We start from the raw sequence: 15,870 nt of genomic DNA, 5'->3' as shown, positions 1-15,870 counted from the left end.
AGAACACCCATGCGATTCAAACGACCGCAGGTGCGCTACGCCGATACGCCGCAGCCTGCCACCCCGTATCAAGCCGCCGCCCAGGTGTGGGACGACCGTATCGGCTCCGCCCGCGTGCAGGCGAAGAATTGGCGCCTGATGGCCTTCGGCTGCCTAGTGCTCGCGCTGTTGATGGCCGGCGGCCTGGTGTGGCGCTCGGCGCAGTCCATCGTGACGCCCTATGTCATCGAGGTCGATCAAGCCGGGCAGGTGCGCGCCGTGGGAGAGGCCGCCACGCCGTACCGGCCCGGCGACGCGCAGATCGCGCACCACCTGGCGCGCTTCGTGACGCTGGTTCGCTCGCTGTCCATCGACCCCATCGTGGTGCGGCAGAACTGGCTCGATGCCTACGACTACACCACCGACAAGGGCGCGGCGGTGCTCAACGACTACGCCCGCACCAATGACCCATTCGCCCGCATCGGCAAGGAATCGGTAACGGTGCAAATCACCAGCGTGGTTCGCGCGAGCGACACGTCTTTCAACGTGCGCTGGACAGAGCAGCGCTATGTCAACGGTGCGCCCGCCGGCACCGAACGCTGGAACGCCGTGCTTTCGACCGTCCTGCAAACCCCGCGTACTGAACAGCGCCTGCTCAAGAACCCATTGGGTATCTACGTCAACGGCCTGTCATGGAGCCGCGAACTGGATTCTTCCGAAGGAGCCAAACCATGAAACTTCGTTTCCGCCTTTACGTTGTTCCTTTGACGCTGCTGGCCCTCGCGGGCTGCGCCTCGCAGGGGAAGCCGCCGCCATCCATCTCGCTCGACGAGACGGTGCTGGCCCAGCCGTTGCCCGAACCGCCCAAGCCCGTCGAAGTCGTCGCCGTCCCTGAACCGCTGGCGCTGCCGGCGCAGTTGAAGCCCCTGCCGGAACTCGATGAGGCCCCCGTTGCGCCGGAGCCGGCCGACGAAAAGGTGCGCGTTTCCCGTGCCAATGCAGAAGCGCGTATCGCGCCTACCCGTGAGGGCTACGTCAACGCGATTCAGGTGTGGCCGTTCACCGATGGCGCGCTTTATCAGGTCTATGCGTCGCCGGGGCGCGTGACGGTGGTTTCGCTTCAACCGGGCGAGGAACTGGTAACGGTCGCCGCCGGCGATACCGTGCGCTGGATCGTGGGCGAAACGTCCAGCGGCGGCGGGGCCGATCTGCGCGTCAATGTGCTGGTCAAGCCTATCCGCTCCGGTCTGAAAACCAATCTCGTCATCACCACCAGTCGGCGCACCTACCTGCTGGAGCTGACCTCGACCGAGAGGGCATGGATGGCGTCGGTGTCCTGGGACTATCCGAAAGACCGAATGCTCGCGTTGCAGCGCCAGGCGCAGGCAGCGCAGGCAACAACGCCTGTCGATACGGGCCTGTCGCTGGACAAGATCCGCTTCCGCTACGCGGTATCGGGCAGCAACCCGCCGTGGAAGCCTCTGCGCGCCTTCGATGATGGAGAGAAGGTCTATATCCAGTTCCCGCCGGGCATCGCCCAGGGCGAGCTGCCGCCGCTGTTTGTCATCGGCGCGCAGGGCGACGGGCAACTGGTGAACTACCGTTTTCGCTCGCCGTACTACGTCGTGGATCGCCTGTTCGGCGCGGCCGAACTGCGGCTGGGCGGCGATGGCGGCGACGTGGTGCGGATCGAGCGCACCGATGGTGTTGCACGGAGGAACTGACCATGAGCCAGGATGACACTCCCGACCTTGCCGCGCCGCAGGCGGACAAGGTGGCGCCGGAGGCAGTGGCGCTGCGCGCCCAGCCGCGTCCAGTCACACGCCTGAACCGGCGCTCGCTGGCCATCCTTGCCGGCGTCCTAGCGGTCGCCGTGCTCGGCGCGCTGATGTGGTCGCTGCAACCTCATCGACGCAGCACAGGCGAGCAGACCGAGCTTTACAACGTCGATCGCGTGTCAAAGTCGGAAGGACTGGATGCGCTGCCGACGGACTATTCCAAGCTGCCGCCGGCGTTGCTGCCTGCCGTTCCCGAACTAGGGCCACCGCTGCCGGGCGATCTTGGCCCGGCTATCGTGAAGTCGCAGCAACCGGCGACGGCTGCCTACGCGGCCCCCGGTCACGACCCGAACGATGCCCTGCGAAAAGAAGCCGAGGCGGCCGCGGCCTCGTCCGTGTTCTTCCGCTCGGGTGGGCAGAATGCGGCGCCGGTAGCGCAGACACAGGTGGCCGCTGCGCCGGGCTTCGCCGCCAATGCGGCGTTTGACCCGCTGGCGGCCGGGCCGGCCTCCACGGCGGCCCAACCTGCTGACCCGACAGCGGTGCAAAACCGGCAAGACCAGAAAGAGGCTTTCATGAAAGCTGGCCCCACTGAAACCCGTAATTCCGGCAATCTGACTCTGCCAATTTCGCCGTATCAGGTTATGGCCGGAACAGTGGTCGCAGGTGCCTTGGTGACGGGCATCAAGTCGGACTTGCCCGGCGACGTGATCGCCACGGTGACGGAGCCGGTCTATGACACAGCCACCGGGCGCTTCCTGCTGATTCCGCAGGGTTCGCGCATCCTGGGCAAATACAACAGCCAGGTCAGCTACGGGCAGAGCCGCGTTCAAGTCGTCTGGAACCGGATCATCCTGCCGGACACGTCTTCGCTCACGCTCGACAACCTGGCCGGCACCGACCCAGCCGGCTATGCCGGGCTGGAGGACGATGTGGACTACCACTGGGGCCGCATCTTTGCCGGTGCGGCACTCACCACGCTGCTGGGCGTCGGTGCCGAGCTGGCCGCGCCGGAGAACCGGCAGGATGGTGATCGCGTCATCATCGCTGGGCGCGACAGCGCGCAGGACAGCATCAATCAGGTCGGCCAGGAGATGACCCGGCGCAACCTCAACATCCAGCCGACCTTAACGCAACGGCCGGGCCTGCCGGTTCGCATCATCGTCAACCGGGATCTGGTGCTGCGGCCGTACCAGCCGCTGTTCTTCAACCGGGGGACTTCACGATGAGCACGACCAAGAAGCTGCGGCTCGGCCCGCTGCCGAAGACCGAGAGCACCAAGCTGACTTTCGTTTGCCCGACCAGCTTGAAAGTCGACCTCGACCGCTACGCCGCGCTACACGCGCAGGCGTATGGCGAGGCCGTTGATGCGGCGACGCTGATCCCGCATATGCTGGAAGCGTTCATGGCGGGGGATCGAGGATTCAGGAAGGGCACGGCGACCCGCAGCACACCACCGAAGCCGCCATGATTGCACCGCATGCTATTCAACGGCATCCATCGAACGCGCAGCCCAGGCTGCGCGTTCTTCATTCTGGATGCCGCCGAGCCTGTTGGGCTATGATGATGCGACAGGCCCGCCGTTCCTCGGCAATCCAGCACTACACAGTGCGATGCGGCTTTCTCTCCCAACGCTCCTATGTCGCTCCTAGCCGACAACGCCGCTCTTCTTCTAAGCGGCCCCGAAAGGAGCTAACCTACTGTCCCATATACGGTTTCAAGTCCTTCTTGATTTGCGCGAAAGAATTGACACCGGCACTTTTTTGTTGCCCGGAACCTGTTCATAAGCAGGTACCGCAATGCTAAAATGGCTGTAAATAAAAACAGTGTATTCAGGTGGACACAATGAATAGCCAGCCAGTAACCAGACGGTTTGCAGACAACGATCTCCATCAACAATTGTCTACGGTTAAAGTTAATGACAAGCAACTGATGCGCCTCATCCGCTATTTTTCTCACCTGAAATACCATACGGCTAAGACGTATCTCCATTGGCTGCGTTCCTGGAATGAGTGGTATCAGGCAAATGCAGGAAAGGAGGTGAACGAAGATTGGCCCGCCAGCTCTCTCCCGGTGACTGAAACTCCACTGCTGGCCTATTTAGACCATCTTCAGAAGTCACTGTCACGAAGCAGTATTAAAGGGTGCCTGCATGCCCTGAACAGTATCCAAAGGAAAGCACTCGATCAGCCTGGGATCATCACATCTGAAGTGGGTTATATTCTTGCGGCCCTCGAACAGGCTGAAGCCCGAAAGCAGAAAGTTACCCGCCAGGCTACGCCATTCATGGTGACGGATCTAAAGGCATTGATTAAAGCACACAGTACGACGCAGTCGGTGCGCAAACTCCGCGACCTTTGCCTAATTTGGACAGGGTTTGAAACACTGCTTCGCTCAGCGGAGATCAGGCGAATTCGGATGGAAGACCTTGTGCTGGATGAAAAGACCGGCAGCTTTACCTTGACGGTATACCGGACAAAATCCACTGTCAGTACCCTGCTCACCTATCATCTGACCCCTAACCTCACAGCCACACTGAGAAGGCTGATGGGTATGGTCGGAAGGGATCAATACAGCCATCCGAAGGACTATCTCTTTCAGGCCGTTAACTTTCAGGATAACGGATATATGCCACCTGAATGGGGTTTACGAAGCCAGGGTAACGAAATCAATGCGCTGCTGAGAAACCATAACATGCCCTATCTGCCTACCCGAACCCCGCTCGGGGGAAATGGCGAACCCATTCCCGTCGAGGATGAGGGTATGCTTAGTAAGAACACGCTACTCCGGGCCTTTGAAGCGCTTTGGGAAGAGCTTCATCCGCAGGAAACGGGCACCCGATGCTGGACCGGTCACAGCGTCCGCGTAGGCGGTGCCATCGAACTTGCTCATGCCGGGTATACGCTCTTGCAGATCATGGAGATGGGTAACTGGAGCAACGCGGAGATGGTTTCACGCTATATCCGTAACATTGAAGCTGGTAAAAAAGCGATGACGCAATTCATGCGCGGAGCGCTGGATGAGTAGCGCCCATGCGGGCGCTGCTGAGGGTTATTTCTTACGGAAAGGATTAAACCGGTTCAGATCCTGAAGGGCGTCTTTCGGCGGCAGCATACCTGTGCGTTTCATTTTATAAACGCCGTTAAGCTTCATAGTTTGCACACCCAAGTTTAACAGTGCCACCAGCTTAAGCGTATACAGAAACGTGAATGCCGGGGCCATCTGGATAAAAATAAACAACAAACCGGCACACATCACCCTCAGCCACGCCGCATATTCCATGCTCAGCGGTCGCTTAAAATAATGGATTTCCAGTAATCCCACCGCCTTGTTACTGATCCACACCGCTGCCAGTGAGAGTAACAACACGATGCACACCATAATGCCCAGTTCCATGATCCTCACTCCCCGTCGTTTTTATATTTTGTGTTTCTGATTTGCCTGCTTTGGTTTTGTTTTTCGCCTTCTTTTTGGGTTTGATATGGTGGAACAGGAAACAATCCACCAGCACCCAGCCATTGGCATACCGGGCCAACAGCAATTTCTGCCCCGGATAATGAGCATGAAAAAGCATTTTCACATCGGCGGTATTCATGATCTGTTGCTTACGCTTCAGCTCCTCCTCAGGCATCTCATATTCCTGAATAAATGGTGATGACAACCGCTGGCGAAGCATACGAATAGCGCTGGCATTTTCATCGTGTTTAGCCAGACGGCCAAAACGCACAAGCGCCTTATGAGACACCTGGACAGGTCCCAGATGGGAATCAACCAGTTCATACTGCCAGAAATATCGCAGATCCACTTTCACCCAGCTGATACTGTCTTCCTGTGCAGCTTTCATTATGGTTCCCGACATCGGGACCATTGTCAGTTTGGTCAGACGCATGTGAATATAATCAGCCAGGGTCCTGAGGGACTCCGGTACATTATTGTTCAGCAGAAGCTGCTGAAGCCCCGGGGTCGACGTCTGCCAGCTCAGGTTGCGGCCGTCAGGTAAAAATTCAAAGTTTTGATCCGCTGGCGCCGATTTCGCATTGTTTTCCTTCCTCATGAGAAAGTAATGGCCACACAGTAACTCGGACCGTACCTTATCCTCTCCCGGGTCATGTCGGGCTTTACTGAGATCCACCGTCAATACAACACGGTTAATAGCGTCCTCGTGGTATTTTTTCACCCAGACACAGACACGATAAAGTCTCTCATCGAGCTTCTGGCTGGTAGTGGAGATCCATTGCATGCTTTTCTCCTCAGACCTTACTCATAATGAAAATGCCAAGATCCGCACCGGGTACAAGCTCCGTGTAGCTATGGTTGATCCTTCGTGCATTTGACGGTGCGTCATCCGACGCAGGCACCCAGTTCTGAAGACCTTTAAATGCTGGCTTTTGTCCAACAGCGAAAATGGGCAGTGAGGCTTTCACCACCTTGTAATCCGTCTCGGCGTATTTGCTACTTCCACGCTCCGTGCCTTCAGGACGGTATGAGAACAGATGCGCGATCGGAACCGGGAAGGTATTGGTCCGACAAAGACGTAACGCATCCCCGTCTTGTAGGACCTTTCTTTCAAGTAATGCCTTCGCCCTATCGATGTTCGCAACCACTGTCAGGTCAGTGGTCGCTGGCGATTTGACCGCTGCCGTACGACGCTTATCCAGCATCGCGATGAGCTCACTGGCGTTGGTTTTTACCTGGTTCCGGTTTAGTCGCCAGCAAAAAGTAACTTTTTTAAGCCGTGCCTCCACAAACATAATTTTGCGAGTAGACGCCACTGTCACAAGGCCGGGAAGTTTACGGTGAACTTCCTCAAAGCGGATGTGTTTCTCATCATTTACCCTTTTCATAGCTGAGGCAAAGTCAGTTTTGGCGTCGTTGATATCGCGAATAATTCTGCTCAGCAGTTCGGCACCCTCAGGAACAATAATCAGCCCCGGATATTTGGTCGTTACTTTCGTTGAATTCCTGCTGAGTACATCGATGTCATCGATACAAAAATCCTGAAATACACGGATAATGTCATCTACAGAGGCATCAGAAATAGTACTCACCTCAATTGGGGTAACCTCTTTCAGCCGCTCTTCGTGGCGCGTGACGGCCCCCACAGTCATCAGTTCCGCCATCACCGGCTGATGGTTATTCAGAAAGGCTCTGAGCTGTTCAATTCGCTCCAGAATCCGATCACGGTAGAAAGGTAAATTTTCACTGGACATTCATCACTCCGGTTTCAATAAAACAGCGCAACACCGTTACATCCTCAACCACTTCTGAAGATGCGATACGCAGCCGGTAGCTGTACTTTTCCAACACCTTCCGCAGTTCATCGGAATTGCCTGTTGTATAAAGGGGCAGAGGTTCAGCCTGCTGGCCGTCATGCCTGAAACAACGATTAAGGTCGGACAAAAGGCCAAAACTGACAGGCCTGTGTTGCAGATTGATACGCTGCCAGTCCAGCGGTACACCGAACTTCACCCACCAGCCCAGTCCAATAAGTTCATTTCGTATACTCTGCACATTACCCAAATCCGATACTGTAACATCCGGGATAACGCCATTACCTTCCACCAGCAAATGCATCACGCTCTTAAAATCAGGCTGACGACACTTTCTGGCTTGCTTCAGAATGGTTCGGATCGAACGCAAACACTGACGAGAATGCAAATTACGACGTTCAGCCGAACTAAGCCATCTGTTGATGAGTTCATTCGAATACGCCACCGGGCATTCCCCGAGGCCTGACCTTCCGTTTTCACGGACATACAACAGACAGGAGGTAGCTGCACTCACTACAGCGTCATATTTTTCATTCATGTTTACCCCCGTTAATATCAGAAATCTGGTTATCCGGAGTCAGGAACAAAGGCTGATAATGCAAGCGCCACGGATAATGTACCGTTAGGCCATCCGTGCCAATACGGTTCAGCCTGTAGCGGCCGTTCATTCGATCAACAGACCAAATGCCGGGAACTACAGGACGGCTCCACCGACAAACCGGTAAACCTCCGAGCTGAAGGGTATTCACCAGCCCTTTATCAATCTCGGTCACGCGTACCTTCAACAAGAAGCATAACCAGGGAGAGCACCAGATAAACAGCCAGACGGGCGCTAGGACAAACTTGTTTAGCAAATGCCCTGTCATCAACATCGCAGATAACAGCATAAAACTGATGATCAACCAAAAAACCATCCATCCTAACCAGGCTCGTGTCTCACAAAGTTTCCATTCCAACAGGTAAAGTCGCTTTTTCATCCAGAGCCCCCGGAACTCAGTGAATGACTGAGGTGTGCTGCATCAAAATAGGTGTGCGTGGCAAGATCTCGTTTCGCCACAGCTCTTGCGCTGACGTCCATCCATGGAGAATTCCGTTGCCACAGTGTGAATTGAACGCCATTACCTCATCATTTAGCTGATAGACAAGCCTGTCTGGCATCTCAAGGTACTCAGGCAGAGAAAGCAGTACGCCGTGGATCATTTCGCCAGTCAGCCTGGATAACGTCTCTTCTTCGTCGAGATTTACTGTTGGCATTGCAGATAGTGGGATAGAGAAACAGCAGAGATCCATACCCACAGCGTCATAACCAACATCAAAACCATCATCATTAAGCACAAATCGAAAGATAGCCTCAGGTGCCTGACCCAACTCGGGCATCGGTGCTTCAGGCACCTCTGTGCCGGTAAAATATTTTTCGGTCCAGTTGCTAAAGGGACTGGTAAACATCCAACAGAGCAGCGACAACGCAATGTCCGTTTTGAGTACTCGTTTCGTGCCAGACGCTCCAAAAGGATGAAGATTGCTTTTCATGATTTACCTGTAGATTGCTTTATTTACAGCTATTTAAACACATTCCGGATTTTCCCCAATAGGTTGCAAAACGCTAAAATTCGCAGATGCTGGTCCCCTTCTGTTTTAGTCGATGCTCAAGATAGATGCTGGCCAGATCGAGAGGATGATTTTCTTCGAGGCATGCCCGAACGAGATCTTCAGTTGATACAGATTCCAGTCCCCGGGTTTCAAGAATTTCTTTCGCCGTCGTCAGCGCCCGGGAGGCACTTCGACTTAACTGAATTTTCACCTGAGAACTGCTTTCACACAGGGTGTCAGCTGGTACGGTCTGTGAATCGGTATTGTACATAGGGGTATCACTCCATATCAGGGATCGAATGAAAATTGACTGCAAGAGACGTCTCTGGTTCACCGTTTTCCACAGTGCTTAGCCAGGTTCGGGCAGGAAGTTGTTGCTCACAGAGAAGCAGGTAACCTTCGCCCATAAGATGCTTTTGTCCCAATGCATGCAGTAGATCCCCTGAATATGGACCCAGAGCAGTTTGGGTATAAAACAACGCGCCTGCGGGTATTTTTTTAGACAACATGCTCATTAATACGATCTTCTCGTCCTCATTTTCGGGTAAAACGAGGATTATCCTGAACCCCTTGTTAACGTGTGATTGCAGACCTGCAACCAGCGACCGAAACCTGAGCGCATAAATGACCATCCTGAATCGGGTCATTAACAGTGTTGTAGCAGCAAAAATAACGACGACTGAGCCGAATTTTGACCGGTAAAACCACCAGTTCAGGCCACCGGCCACAATCAAAACAACCAGAAGCACAATGCTTCCGTAAAAAAATGCAGCCGGGAAACGGGTTCTTTTTCCTTCGAGGAGCGCCGACGCCATTATTACGCCCGTGATGCAGTACACAACCCAGTCATAGAACGATTCAGTCATCATTAGGTGCTTGTGTCTCGTATTGTTATAAAATCGGACGCCTGCCTTTATAAAGCCCTCAGCAATCGTGTCCCATACAGCCATAGACTTCGCTAAAATTGTCGCAACTGTCTGTTGTCACAAAGAGTTCCCCACGGCCTAAACGACGCTGTAGATCGGCCTTTACTTCAGCTGCCGGTTTGAGAAAAAGATACTCCAGCTGTGAGTCACTTCCCGAAGAAAGCAGCAACTCAATACTGAAATCAACATGCCGATAAGAGAACTGGCTTTGGTCGTGGGAAAAGACCGAGTTCACAGGGATATTGCTCAGACTTATGGTGGCAGGCATAGTCACTCCTTTGTTTTAAACAGTATACAAATCTCTATCGTTCCATTTTTCGGATAAGAGACCTATTTTCGCGAAACTAAAACAAAGTAAGTAAATTTTATTTATGCAGTCTCCAGCATGTAGACTGATTGCGGCCGGAAACGGAAACACGTGTCAAAAAATTGAAACTAACCGGAGCAGGAAAGGAAGCAGCAGAAAGAGTGTAATTTTGGATTGGAGTTGATGCGGAAGGTAACGGATGGTTTATGAAGAGCTGTGACCGGAGAGCAATGCAGTTAATCATATCGGTCAATGAGTACGTTGAAATATAGCGGATTAAAGAACAGATTTGAGGAATAAAAAAAGGCACGGATAACCGTGCCTTCTTGGGAGTATAAAAAACTGAAGATATAAAACTATCTTCAGCACTCATGCCGCAACGGAGACTTTAACCTCTGTAGCGGGGATGAGTTTACGTAATGTGGAGAATACTTCATAAATTAGATCCTGACGGTCATGGATTTTAACCCGGCCACCAGTCAATTCAGATACATTCACCCCTTGGTAAAGTTCATTAACGACTTCACCATCTTGATCAAGGACTCGAACATGAGCAACCATATGAAAGTAAGATTTTGCAGCATAACTTTCATAAATATCAATAATCGATTCATTATTACGACGTAAAACTACTTTGCCGGACGGCAGCGTTGTTTCATCCATATAACAATCGGTTAATTGATCGTCGAAATCGTCCTCTTGAAGTGAAATATGCAGACTCAGTTCGTCGGTAATTCGACGTGAATATGAATACTCACTAAATGTATAAGCGGCCATGCTTATATCACTGAAAGTGCGATAAGCATCATGAAGACCGGATGTTATTTCATCTGATACATAGTTGATAAGCCCAATAAAATGCGTATTCCAGAATTGTTCCAGTGCAAAACGGGCGATTAAAACCTGTCCATCAACTTCCATCAGTTTTTTGTATTCTTCACGATCATAGCCACCAGGTTGTGTGCTATCCGCAGAAAGACTTAGGATATCACAACAGACATCATCGTATTCAAAGCGGCTAGTCGCGTAGTGTTTACCAGAGATATCCAGATACTGACCGGAAACTTGGTCGAAGACCTCAAGGAAGTAAACCAGGCGCTTCTTGAGGGTATTAGCATCCAGTCCATCCAGTTGAGTAGCATTAAGCGTTTCCGCATAATGGTCCACAGACTGTCTTAATTCACTGGCTGATATACTGCAAGAAAAAGAAACCTCGTCGCCCTGGCAGTGAGAGACATTGATATGAATCTCTGTCTCATCAAAATCAATGCCAATGTCTGCCAGTACTGCACGAACGTAGTTTTGATTATCAGTATAATTAGTCATTTTCACTTCCTCAGGAAAATTGAAAGGAAGTGCCCCATAGGGGAGCAACTTCCCCAGTGGGTGGATAAAAATATGTTTTTCTAAATCATTCTATCCTGCCAGTTAAACAGGAAAGTGAACGCAATCATTTAGTCGAACAAAGTTACTTTTTACGATGAGGTGAGAATGAGGACCGGTTAAACACCGTCCCGAAACTCTTCAATCGCTTCATGGATCAACGCTGCTCTGTCACAGATTTGTACTCGGCCACAAGGTCCCACAGAAGAGAAGGTTCCGTGCGAGGATTCACACTTAACACTCCCATCACTGCCAGTGAAACGAACGTTCATCATAACCGGCACATCGTGTCCGGAACTTACGCAGGTATAAAGACGAATGAGTTTTTCATCATCGCAATACGCCCCCGTCGTGCCTTCAGACTCATTGAAACCAATGTAAAGATCAGGCATGCAAGCCGGGTATTCATCAGTGTTCAGCTCAAGATGCAACATCAGTTCATGATTTACACGACGGTGATATTGATATTGACCTAAACTATGAAATGAATTTTTAACAGACTTGATAACCTGAAGAGAATTAAATAGACACTCTGTTATTTTTTTCTCAAACTCATAGATAAAGTCGCCAAAATCAGAATGGAAAAATTGCTTCAGTGCATACCGGGCAATAAGAACTTTCCCGTCAACACTCATTCTATTCTGATAAATTTCCTTTCTGAGACCTTTCTGAAATTCATCATATTCAGGCAACGATTCTGAGGCCGCCAATATTGATGTTGCTATATCGAAAAATTTCATAGTGCTATGCGCATTATGATAACCACGAATTGTTATTTTCTGAAACCCAGACTTTTCATATACTTTAAAAAGGTATTTGATTTTATTCCGGAGAACTTCGGTTTCAGAATACGGCGCTTTATGTTTTATCAACTCTTCGATATATGAATCAAGATAGAATAACAAATCATCAGTCGCCACTTCTGCTTTGAATGAGAGTTGTTCAAAGAAATTAGACTTATCAAACAGTTTAATATCCTGTTGAATTACTGTCAGACCAAGTTGTTTTTTAAGCATGGCGCTAACAAAATTTATATCATCGTTTTCATTAAACATATCTACTTCCTCTTGAAAGAATAAAGGAAGCATCCCCTAAAGGGATTGAGCTTCCCTTAGGGTTATTTATTAATTACATGTAAAGCAGATCATCCGAATGCTCTGGAGCATACGAATTGATTTGCTTAAGCGAGTTATTTATAGCCTTTCTGTACAGCGATGAAGAATGCGATTGAACCATTTTGTACTCAGTGACGAGAAGAGGTGAAGTAAAGCAACCTAGATTCGCGTCGAGAGTTAAAGGGCCATCGTTGCAAGATTCAATAACAGCGTAAATGCGCCGCTTCATCACCCTACCCGACAGGTAACGATTAACATGGTTCAGGAACTTGTCAGCCCCAGAAATACTACTCACATCCCAGTTGGCAGAAATTATCTGGTCTGCAACTGAAACGGGTACCGGTTCAACTACTATCTGAGTATTGATTTGATGGTCAACACTGAAGAACCTGGTTAACACTTGTGGAACTGAACTTTCCGCAACCTTTTCTGTAACTGCGAAAATAAGCGGAAGAACCTGAGATAAGCGTGACCGTAACTGGCCATGAAGATGGCTGATGAAATTGTGACCGTTTTCAACCATACCAAGGATTAAATCCTTGTCTGCATTGCTGGAACGATAATAGACATAGTCCAGTTTTTCACGGTTCACACCTTCATTCAGCCAGTCTGGCTCAACATCAACAAGACGCAGGTGAGCTGCTGACACTGAAACCTCAAACTGCAAGGTTTCAAGAGTGACCGGCCCAGCCTTCAACAACGCAGCTCCTGAGCAATATTGTGCAACAGGATGGTTATCCACGTCAGGGCCCCATAAAGGCTCCCAGTCGCGCAGATAACGCATTAAATGCGGTTTTAAAGTCCGGACTGGAATATCAACCTTCACAACAAGACTCTGAATGACTCCGGTTTCCAGATTGACACTTTGGATCGCAGCACCTTCAAAACCCATCTTCACCAGCATCGCTTCAATTAATTTATAAATAGCTTTCATTTTATTGCCCTCGGTTAAGAGGGAATTCTCCCCAAGGGAAGAGTTCCCTCAGGGATTAGATAAGTTGAAAATAAGTTTTAATACCCGTAACGAATAGCGTGTTGTCTTTCTTGAAGGTAGGCTTCGTATTCATCTTTTCCGGATGCGAAGCACTCTTTAACAAAGACACCGCAAAACATTTTAAGATCATCTCTGGCATGCATTTCTTTATCTGACATGACTTTAGCATAATCAGACGTGTCGATATCCGCTAAGCGCCAACCGTACTTCATGTAAACACGATTACTGTGGGCAAAGCCTTTAAGATAGCGGCGTGCATTTTTGATGATCTGACGACTACCAGACATGTCAGATGACAAAAAGTCAGGTGCGATCATCGTTTCCAGAATATCAACTGGCAACCCCTTACAAAATATTTGAACATTATAACTATTGTAACAGTCATGATATTTAAAGTCCTTTATAAGACGGTCAGGTTGGTCAGTTGTTATCTTATTTAAAACATCAAGTGCTAAACGAATACCTTCCTTCATAGTTTCATGTAATTCTACATTCACAAATGAAAAGAAGGGACTCAGTCCTTCTTTGTACGTGAGATAGTCTTCACCAAAACGTCCATGTCGAGTTAAATGCAGCAATCGTTGCTTGTTATATTCACTATCAGTCACGTCGTAACTACCACCGCGCTGTAGAGTGAATCCTTCCTTGACAGTAACCGGGAATCTAATATGGTCAATAAAGAAAGACCGATTCTGTTTATTTTTCACTACATCTAACTGACGTTTAACACAATCCGTAATGTTCTGGTCTTCGAACCCAGGGAACGGGATATCTAAAAATATTGAACTGTATGCGTTAGCATACGAATGAAGAAAATCAAATGAAACATCGGCGTCACAACGTATACCAGTAAATTTACCGTCACAACCAGTTAAGCAGATAACATTGCTGACCTTCACAGCGTGATTGCGTGACATCAGAAATGCATTAATGATTTTCTCGATAATTTTCATGTAATCCTCTCGTTATAAAAAGGGATTACGCCCATCAGGGGAGTAATCCCCAGATGGGTAGTGTTAATCAGAAATCAGAAAGACCTAAATCTTTATTTCGCCCTGATATCGTGGAAGATATAAGACGATTTACTCGTTTCTGTATACTGTATTCAGACGTCTCACTTATAAAAAGTGGTAATGACTTACCAAGAGACTGTCCATTTCGATAATAGTGACAGACTATATAACCATGTCTCCACCCTGTACTGATATAAGACTTAACACATTTGATAAAACCCGAAGCTGCCGCTTCTGTTCGTAAAGAGGTAAATGATTTCAGATACCGGTCCATTGAACATAGTGCAATAGCTTTAAGAGTTACCTCCAGCATTTCATTCCCGTACTTCACTCTCTTAATTAACTGATCTTCATTACGGTGCAAGAATGCATTCCGCAGTCCGGCAATCAGTATTAAAACTTCTCTGAGTAAAGTACAGAGTCTATTACGCACATATCTCATGAAGTCATCAAAATATAAAAGCCAGAAACAAGCAGCCTGGCTAATCAAGAGATCATGGGAACAAGCTAGCATCTTAGCCAGCTCGATATCTTCGGAACGAAGAGAAAAGTTACTTTCCTCAAACCGTTGTTGCTTTGAATTACACGTATAGAGTTCTATCCATACAGAGATAAATTCAAGCGATTCCATGTCTTCGCAGAGCAATTCAGCACTGCTGATACACTGCTGAAGTTCAAGGCCGATATCATACGATACCGGACAATCTTTCAGAGTCTCGACATAGTCAGGGACGAACCGCGATAAATGCGTTGTTTTCAGGTACAGGCTGAGATGCACTTGTGTCAAAGGATTTACAAGAGACTGTACAGGCATCTCAGTAATGGAAACCGGTACAACACCATCCTTTATCAGAACTGCATTGACAAGATCTGTAGCTAATTTCATAAGGCCTCCAGGTTAAATGCTGAGGGCCCCCCCGATGGGATTGGCCATCAGGGATGTAGTTAAAATATGTGATATGTTTATGCGCAAAGAGCCATGACATTGTCGATATAACTGACAAGAGATGGTCGCTCATCCTTTACTGCAAAATGACGAAGTCCATCCAGATTATATGCCGGTAGAAAATCGGCATAACCACGGGTACGAAGATCATCAACCACAAGTTTTAAATAATCAAATCTTCCAAGAGAACCTCTCAATGGGGGCCTTCCCGGTTTGGACAAAACTTCTAAAGCTTGTTGCCACGTGATATCTTCCGCTTTTCCTGTAGCAAGATTAAAATGCACATAAATGAATGCTTTATAATCTCCACGACAAGTAAGATAGTAATTCGGAAAAAAATATTTATCACAGCGTAACAAACATGTACCTGAAGGGCGAATTACATACAACAGGTTTTTGTCCTTATCTATTATGCTGTGTTTTAAAATCGTAAGGTCAACTTCACTATCATGAAGATAATAGCATGATGATGGTTGCTCAACGATACGAGATGAAATCACAGCAGCAAACTTATTAAATAAGTCTTGATTTTCAGTTTTCATAACAATGCTCTCTTATATTAAACGATG

20 protein-coding genes are annotated in these 15,870 nt (G+C 49.2%); 5 read left to right on the top strand and 15 right to left on the bottom strand.

The genetic code is table 11. The features are described from left to right. Nucleotides 1-9: 9 nt before the first annotated feature. The 5 genes from trbF to AC0XWG_RS23340 all read left to right on the top strand — a co-directional run bounded on the left by trbF (nucleotide 10) and on the right by AC0XWG_RS23340 (nucleotide 4,784). On the top strand, nucleotides 10-714 hold the full coding sequence (trbF, locus tag AC0XWG_RS23360; protein ID WP_001211312.1) for a conjugal transfer protein TrbF: 705 nt from the start codon (nucleotides 10-12) through the stop codon (nucleotides 712-714). Then, nucleotides 711-1,703 (top strand): P-type conjugative transfer protein TrbG, encoded by a 993-nt coding sequence (gene trbG, locus AC0XWG_RS23355; protein WP_040115280.1) that lies wholly within the window; start codon nucleotides 711-713, stop codon nucleotides 1,701-1,703. Before trbF ends, trbG begins: the two co-directional genes overlap by 4 nt. A gap of 2 nt (nucleotides 1,704-1,705) precedes the next feature. Then, a complete protein-coding gene (locus tag AC0XWG_RS23350) occupies nucleotides 1,706-2,986 on the top strand; it encodes a TraB/TrbI/VirB10 family type IV secretion system protein (protein WP_003092274.1) in 1,281 nt (426 codons plus the stop codon). After that, nucleotides 2,983-3,228 carry a DUF2274 domain-containing protein gene (locus tag AC0XWG_RS23345; protein ID WP_000108283.1) on the top strand — a complete coding sequence of 82 codons (246 nt, stop codon included), beginning with the start codon at nucleotides 2,983-2,985 and terminating at the stop codon, nucleotides 3,226-3,228. The genes AC0XWG_RS23350 and AC0XWG_RS23345 overlap by 4 nt, the downstream gene beginning before the upstream one ends. Before the next feature lie 374 nt (nucleotides 3,229-3,602). Beyond that, the gene (locus tag AC0XWG_RS23340) at nucleotides 3,603-4,784 is read left to right on the top strand and encodes a tyrosine-type recombinase/integrase (RefSeq protein ID WP_015063151.1); all 1,182 of its coding nucleotides are present in this window, start codon (nucleotides 3,603-3,605) and stop codon (nucleotides 4,782-4,784) included. Between the two features lie 24 nt (nucleotides 4,785-4,808). Here the strand turns inward: AC0XWG_RS23340 and AC0XWG_RS23335 are convergent, their stop codons facing one another. The 15 genes from AC0XWG_RS23335 to AC0XWG_RS23265 form a co-directional block, all read right to left on the bottom strand. Further along, a complete protein-coding gene (locus tag AC0XWG_RS23335; RefSeq protein WP_015063150.1) occupies nucleotides 4,809-5,153 on the bottom strand; it encodes a hypothetical protein in 345 nt (114 codons plus the stop codon). Continuing rightward, nucleotides 5,089-5,997, bottom strand: coding sequence for a hypothetical protein (locus AC0XWG_RS23330; RefSeq protein WP_015063149.1), 909 nt, complete (start codon nucleotides 5,995-5,997; stop codon nucleotides 5,089-5,091). The genes AC0XWG_RS23335 and AC0XWG_RS23330 overlap by 65 nt, the downstream gene beginning before the upstream one ends. Nucleotides 5,998-6,007: 10 nt before the next feature. Then, nucleotides 6,008-6,967 carry a DNA replication terminus site-binding protein gene (locus AC0XWG_RS23325; protein ID WP_015063148.1) on the bottom strand — a complete coding sequence of 320 codons (960 nt, stop codon included), beginning with the start codon at nucleotides 6,965-6,967 and terminating at the stop codon, nucleotides 6,008-6,010. Further along, nucleotides 6,957-7,565, bottom strand: coding sequence for a hypothetical protein (locus tag AC0XWG_RS23320; protein ID WP_015063147.1), 609 nt, complete (start codon nucleotides 7,563-7,565; stop codon nucleotides 6,957-6,959). Before AC0XWG_RS23320 ends, AC0XWG_RS23325 begins: the two co-directional genes overlap by 11 nt. Continuing rightward, entirely contained in the window at nucleotides 7,558-8,004 is a 447-nt protein-coding gene (locus AC0XWG_RS23315; protein WP_015063146.1) for a hypothetical protein, read from the bottom strand. Before AC0XWG_RS23315 ends, AC0XWG_RS23320 begins: the two co-directional genes overlap by 8 nt. Before the next feature lie 16 nt (nucleotides 8,005-8,020). Beyond that, on the bottom strand, nucleotides 8,021-8,557 hold the full coding sequence (locus AC0XWG_RS23310; protein WP_015063145.1) for a hypothetical protein: 537 nt from the start codon (nucleotides 8,555-8,557) through the stop codon (nucleotides 8,021-8,023). Between the two features lie 73 nt (nucleotides 8,558-8,630). Then, on the bottom strand, nucleotides 8,631-8,888 hold the full coding sequence (locus AC0XWG_RS23305) for a hypothetical protein (RefSeq protein WP_015063144.1): 258 nt from the start codon (nucleotides 8,886-8,888) through the stop codon (nucleotides 8,631-8,633). A gap of 7 nt (nucleotides 8,889-8,895) precedes the next feature. Next, nucleotides 8,896-9,432 carry a hypothetical protein gene (locus tag AC0XWG_RS23300; RefSeq protein ID WP_223203164.1) on the bottom strand — a complete coding sequence of 179 codons (537 nt, stop codon included), beginning with the start codon at nucleotides 9,430-9,432 and terminating at the stop codon, nucleotides 8,896-8,898. A gap of 109 nt (nucleotides 9,433-9,541) precedes the next feature. Next, complete coding sequence (locus AC0XWG_RS23295) at nucleotides 9,542-9,811, bottom strand: hypothetical protein (protein ID WP_015063142.1); 270 nt, start codon at nucleotides 9,809-9,811, stop codon at nucleotides 9,542-9,544. 408 nt (nucleotides 9,812-10,219) lie between these two features. Further along, a complete protein-coding gene (locus AC0XWG_RS23290) occupies nucleotides 10,220-11,176 on the bottom strand; it encodes a hypothetical protein (protein ID WP_022652178.1) in 957 nt (318 codons plus the stop codon). 176 nt (nucleotides 11,177-11,352) lie between these two features. Beyond that, nucleotides 11,353-12,288 carry a hypothetical protein gene (locus tag AC0XWG_RS23285; RefSeq protein WP_022652177.1) on the bottom strand — a complete coding sequence of 312 codons (936 nt, stop codon included), beginning with the start codon at nucleotides 12,286-12,288 and terminating at the stop codon, nucleotides 11,353-11,355. A 73-nt stretch (nucleotides 12,289-12,361) separates the two neighbouring features. Next, nucleotides 12,362-13,282, bottom strand: coding sequence for a hypothetical protein (locus AC0XWG_RS23280; protein WP_022652176.1), 921 nt, complete (start codon nucleotides 13,280-13,282; stop codon nucleotides 12,362-12,364). A gap of 77 nt (nucleotides 13,283-13,359) precedes the next feature. Further along, nucleotides 13,360-14,295 (bottom strand): hypothetical protein, encoded by a 936-nt coding sequence (locus AC0XWG_RS23275; protein ID WP_015063138.1) that lies wholly within the window; start codon nucleotides 14,293-14,295, stop codon nucleotides 13,360-13,362. A 67-nt stretch (nucleotides 14,296-14,362) separates the two neighbouring features. After that, nucleotides 14,363-15,241 carry a hypothetical protein gene (locus AC0XWG_RS23270; RefSeq protein ID WP_015063137.1) on the bottom strand — a complete coding sequence of 293 codons (879 nt, stop codon included), beginning with the start codon at nucleotides 15,239-15,241 and terminating at the stop codon, nucleotides 14,363-14,365. A 77-nt stretch (nucleotides 15,242-15,318) separates the two neighbouring features. Then, entirely contained in the window at nucleotides 15,319-15,843 is a 525-nt protein-coding gene (locus AC0XWG_RS23265) for a hypothetical protein (protein WP_015063136.1), read from the bottom strand. Between the last annotated feature and the right edge of the window lie 27 nt (nucleotides 15,844-15,870).

It is taken from the genome of Enterobacter sp. DVT3837, from assembly GCF_056238685.1.
The sequence above is the reverse complement of the archived record's forward strand: the minus strand, read 5'-3'. Positions and strand labels throughout refer to the sequence as shown.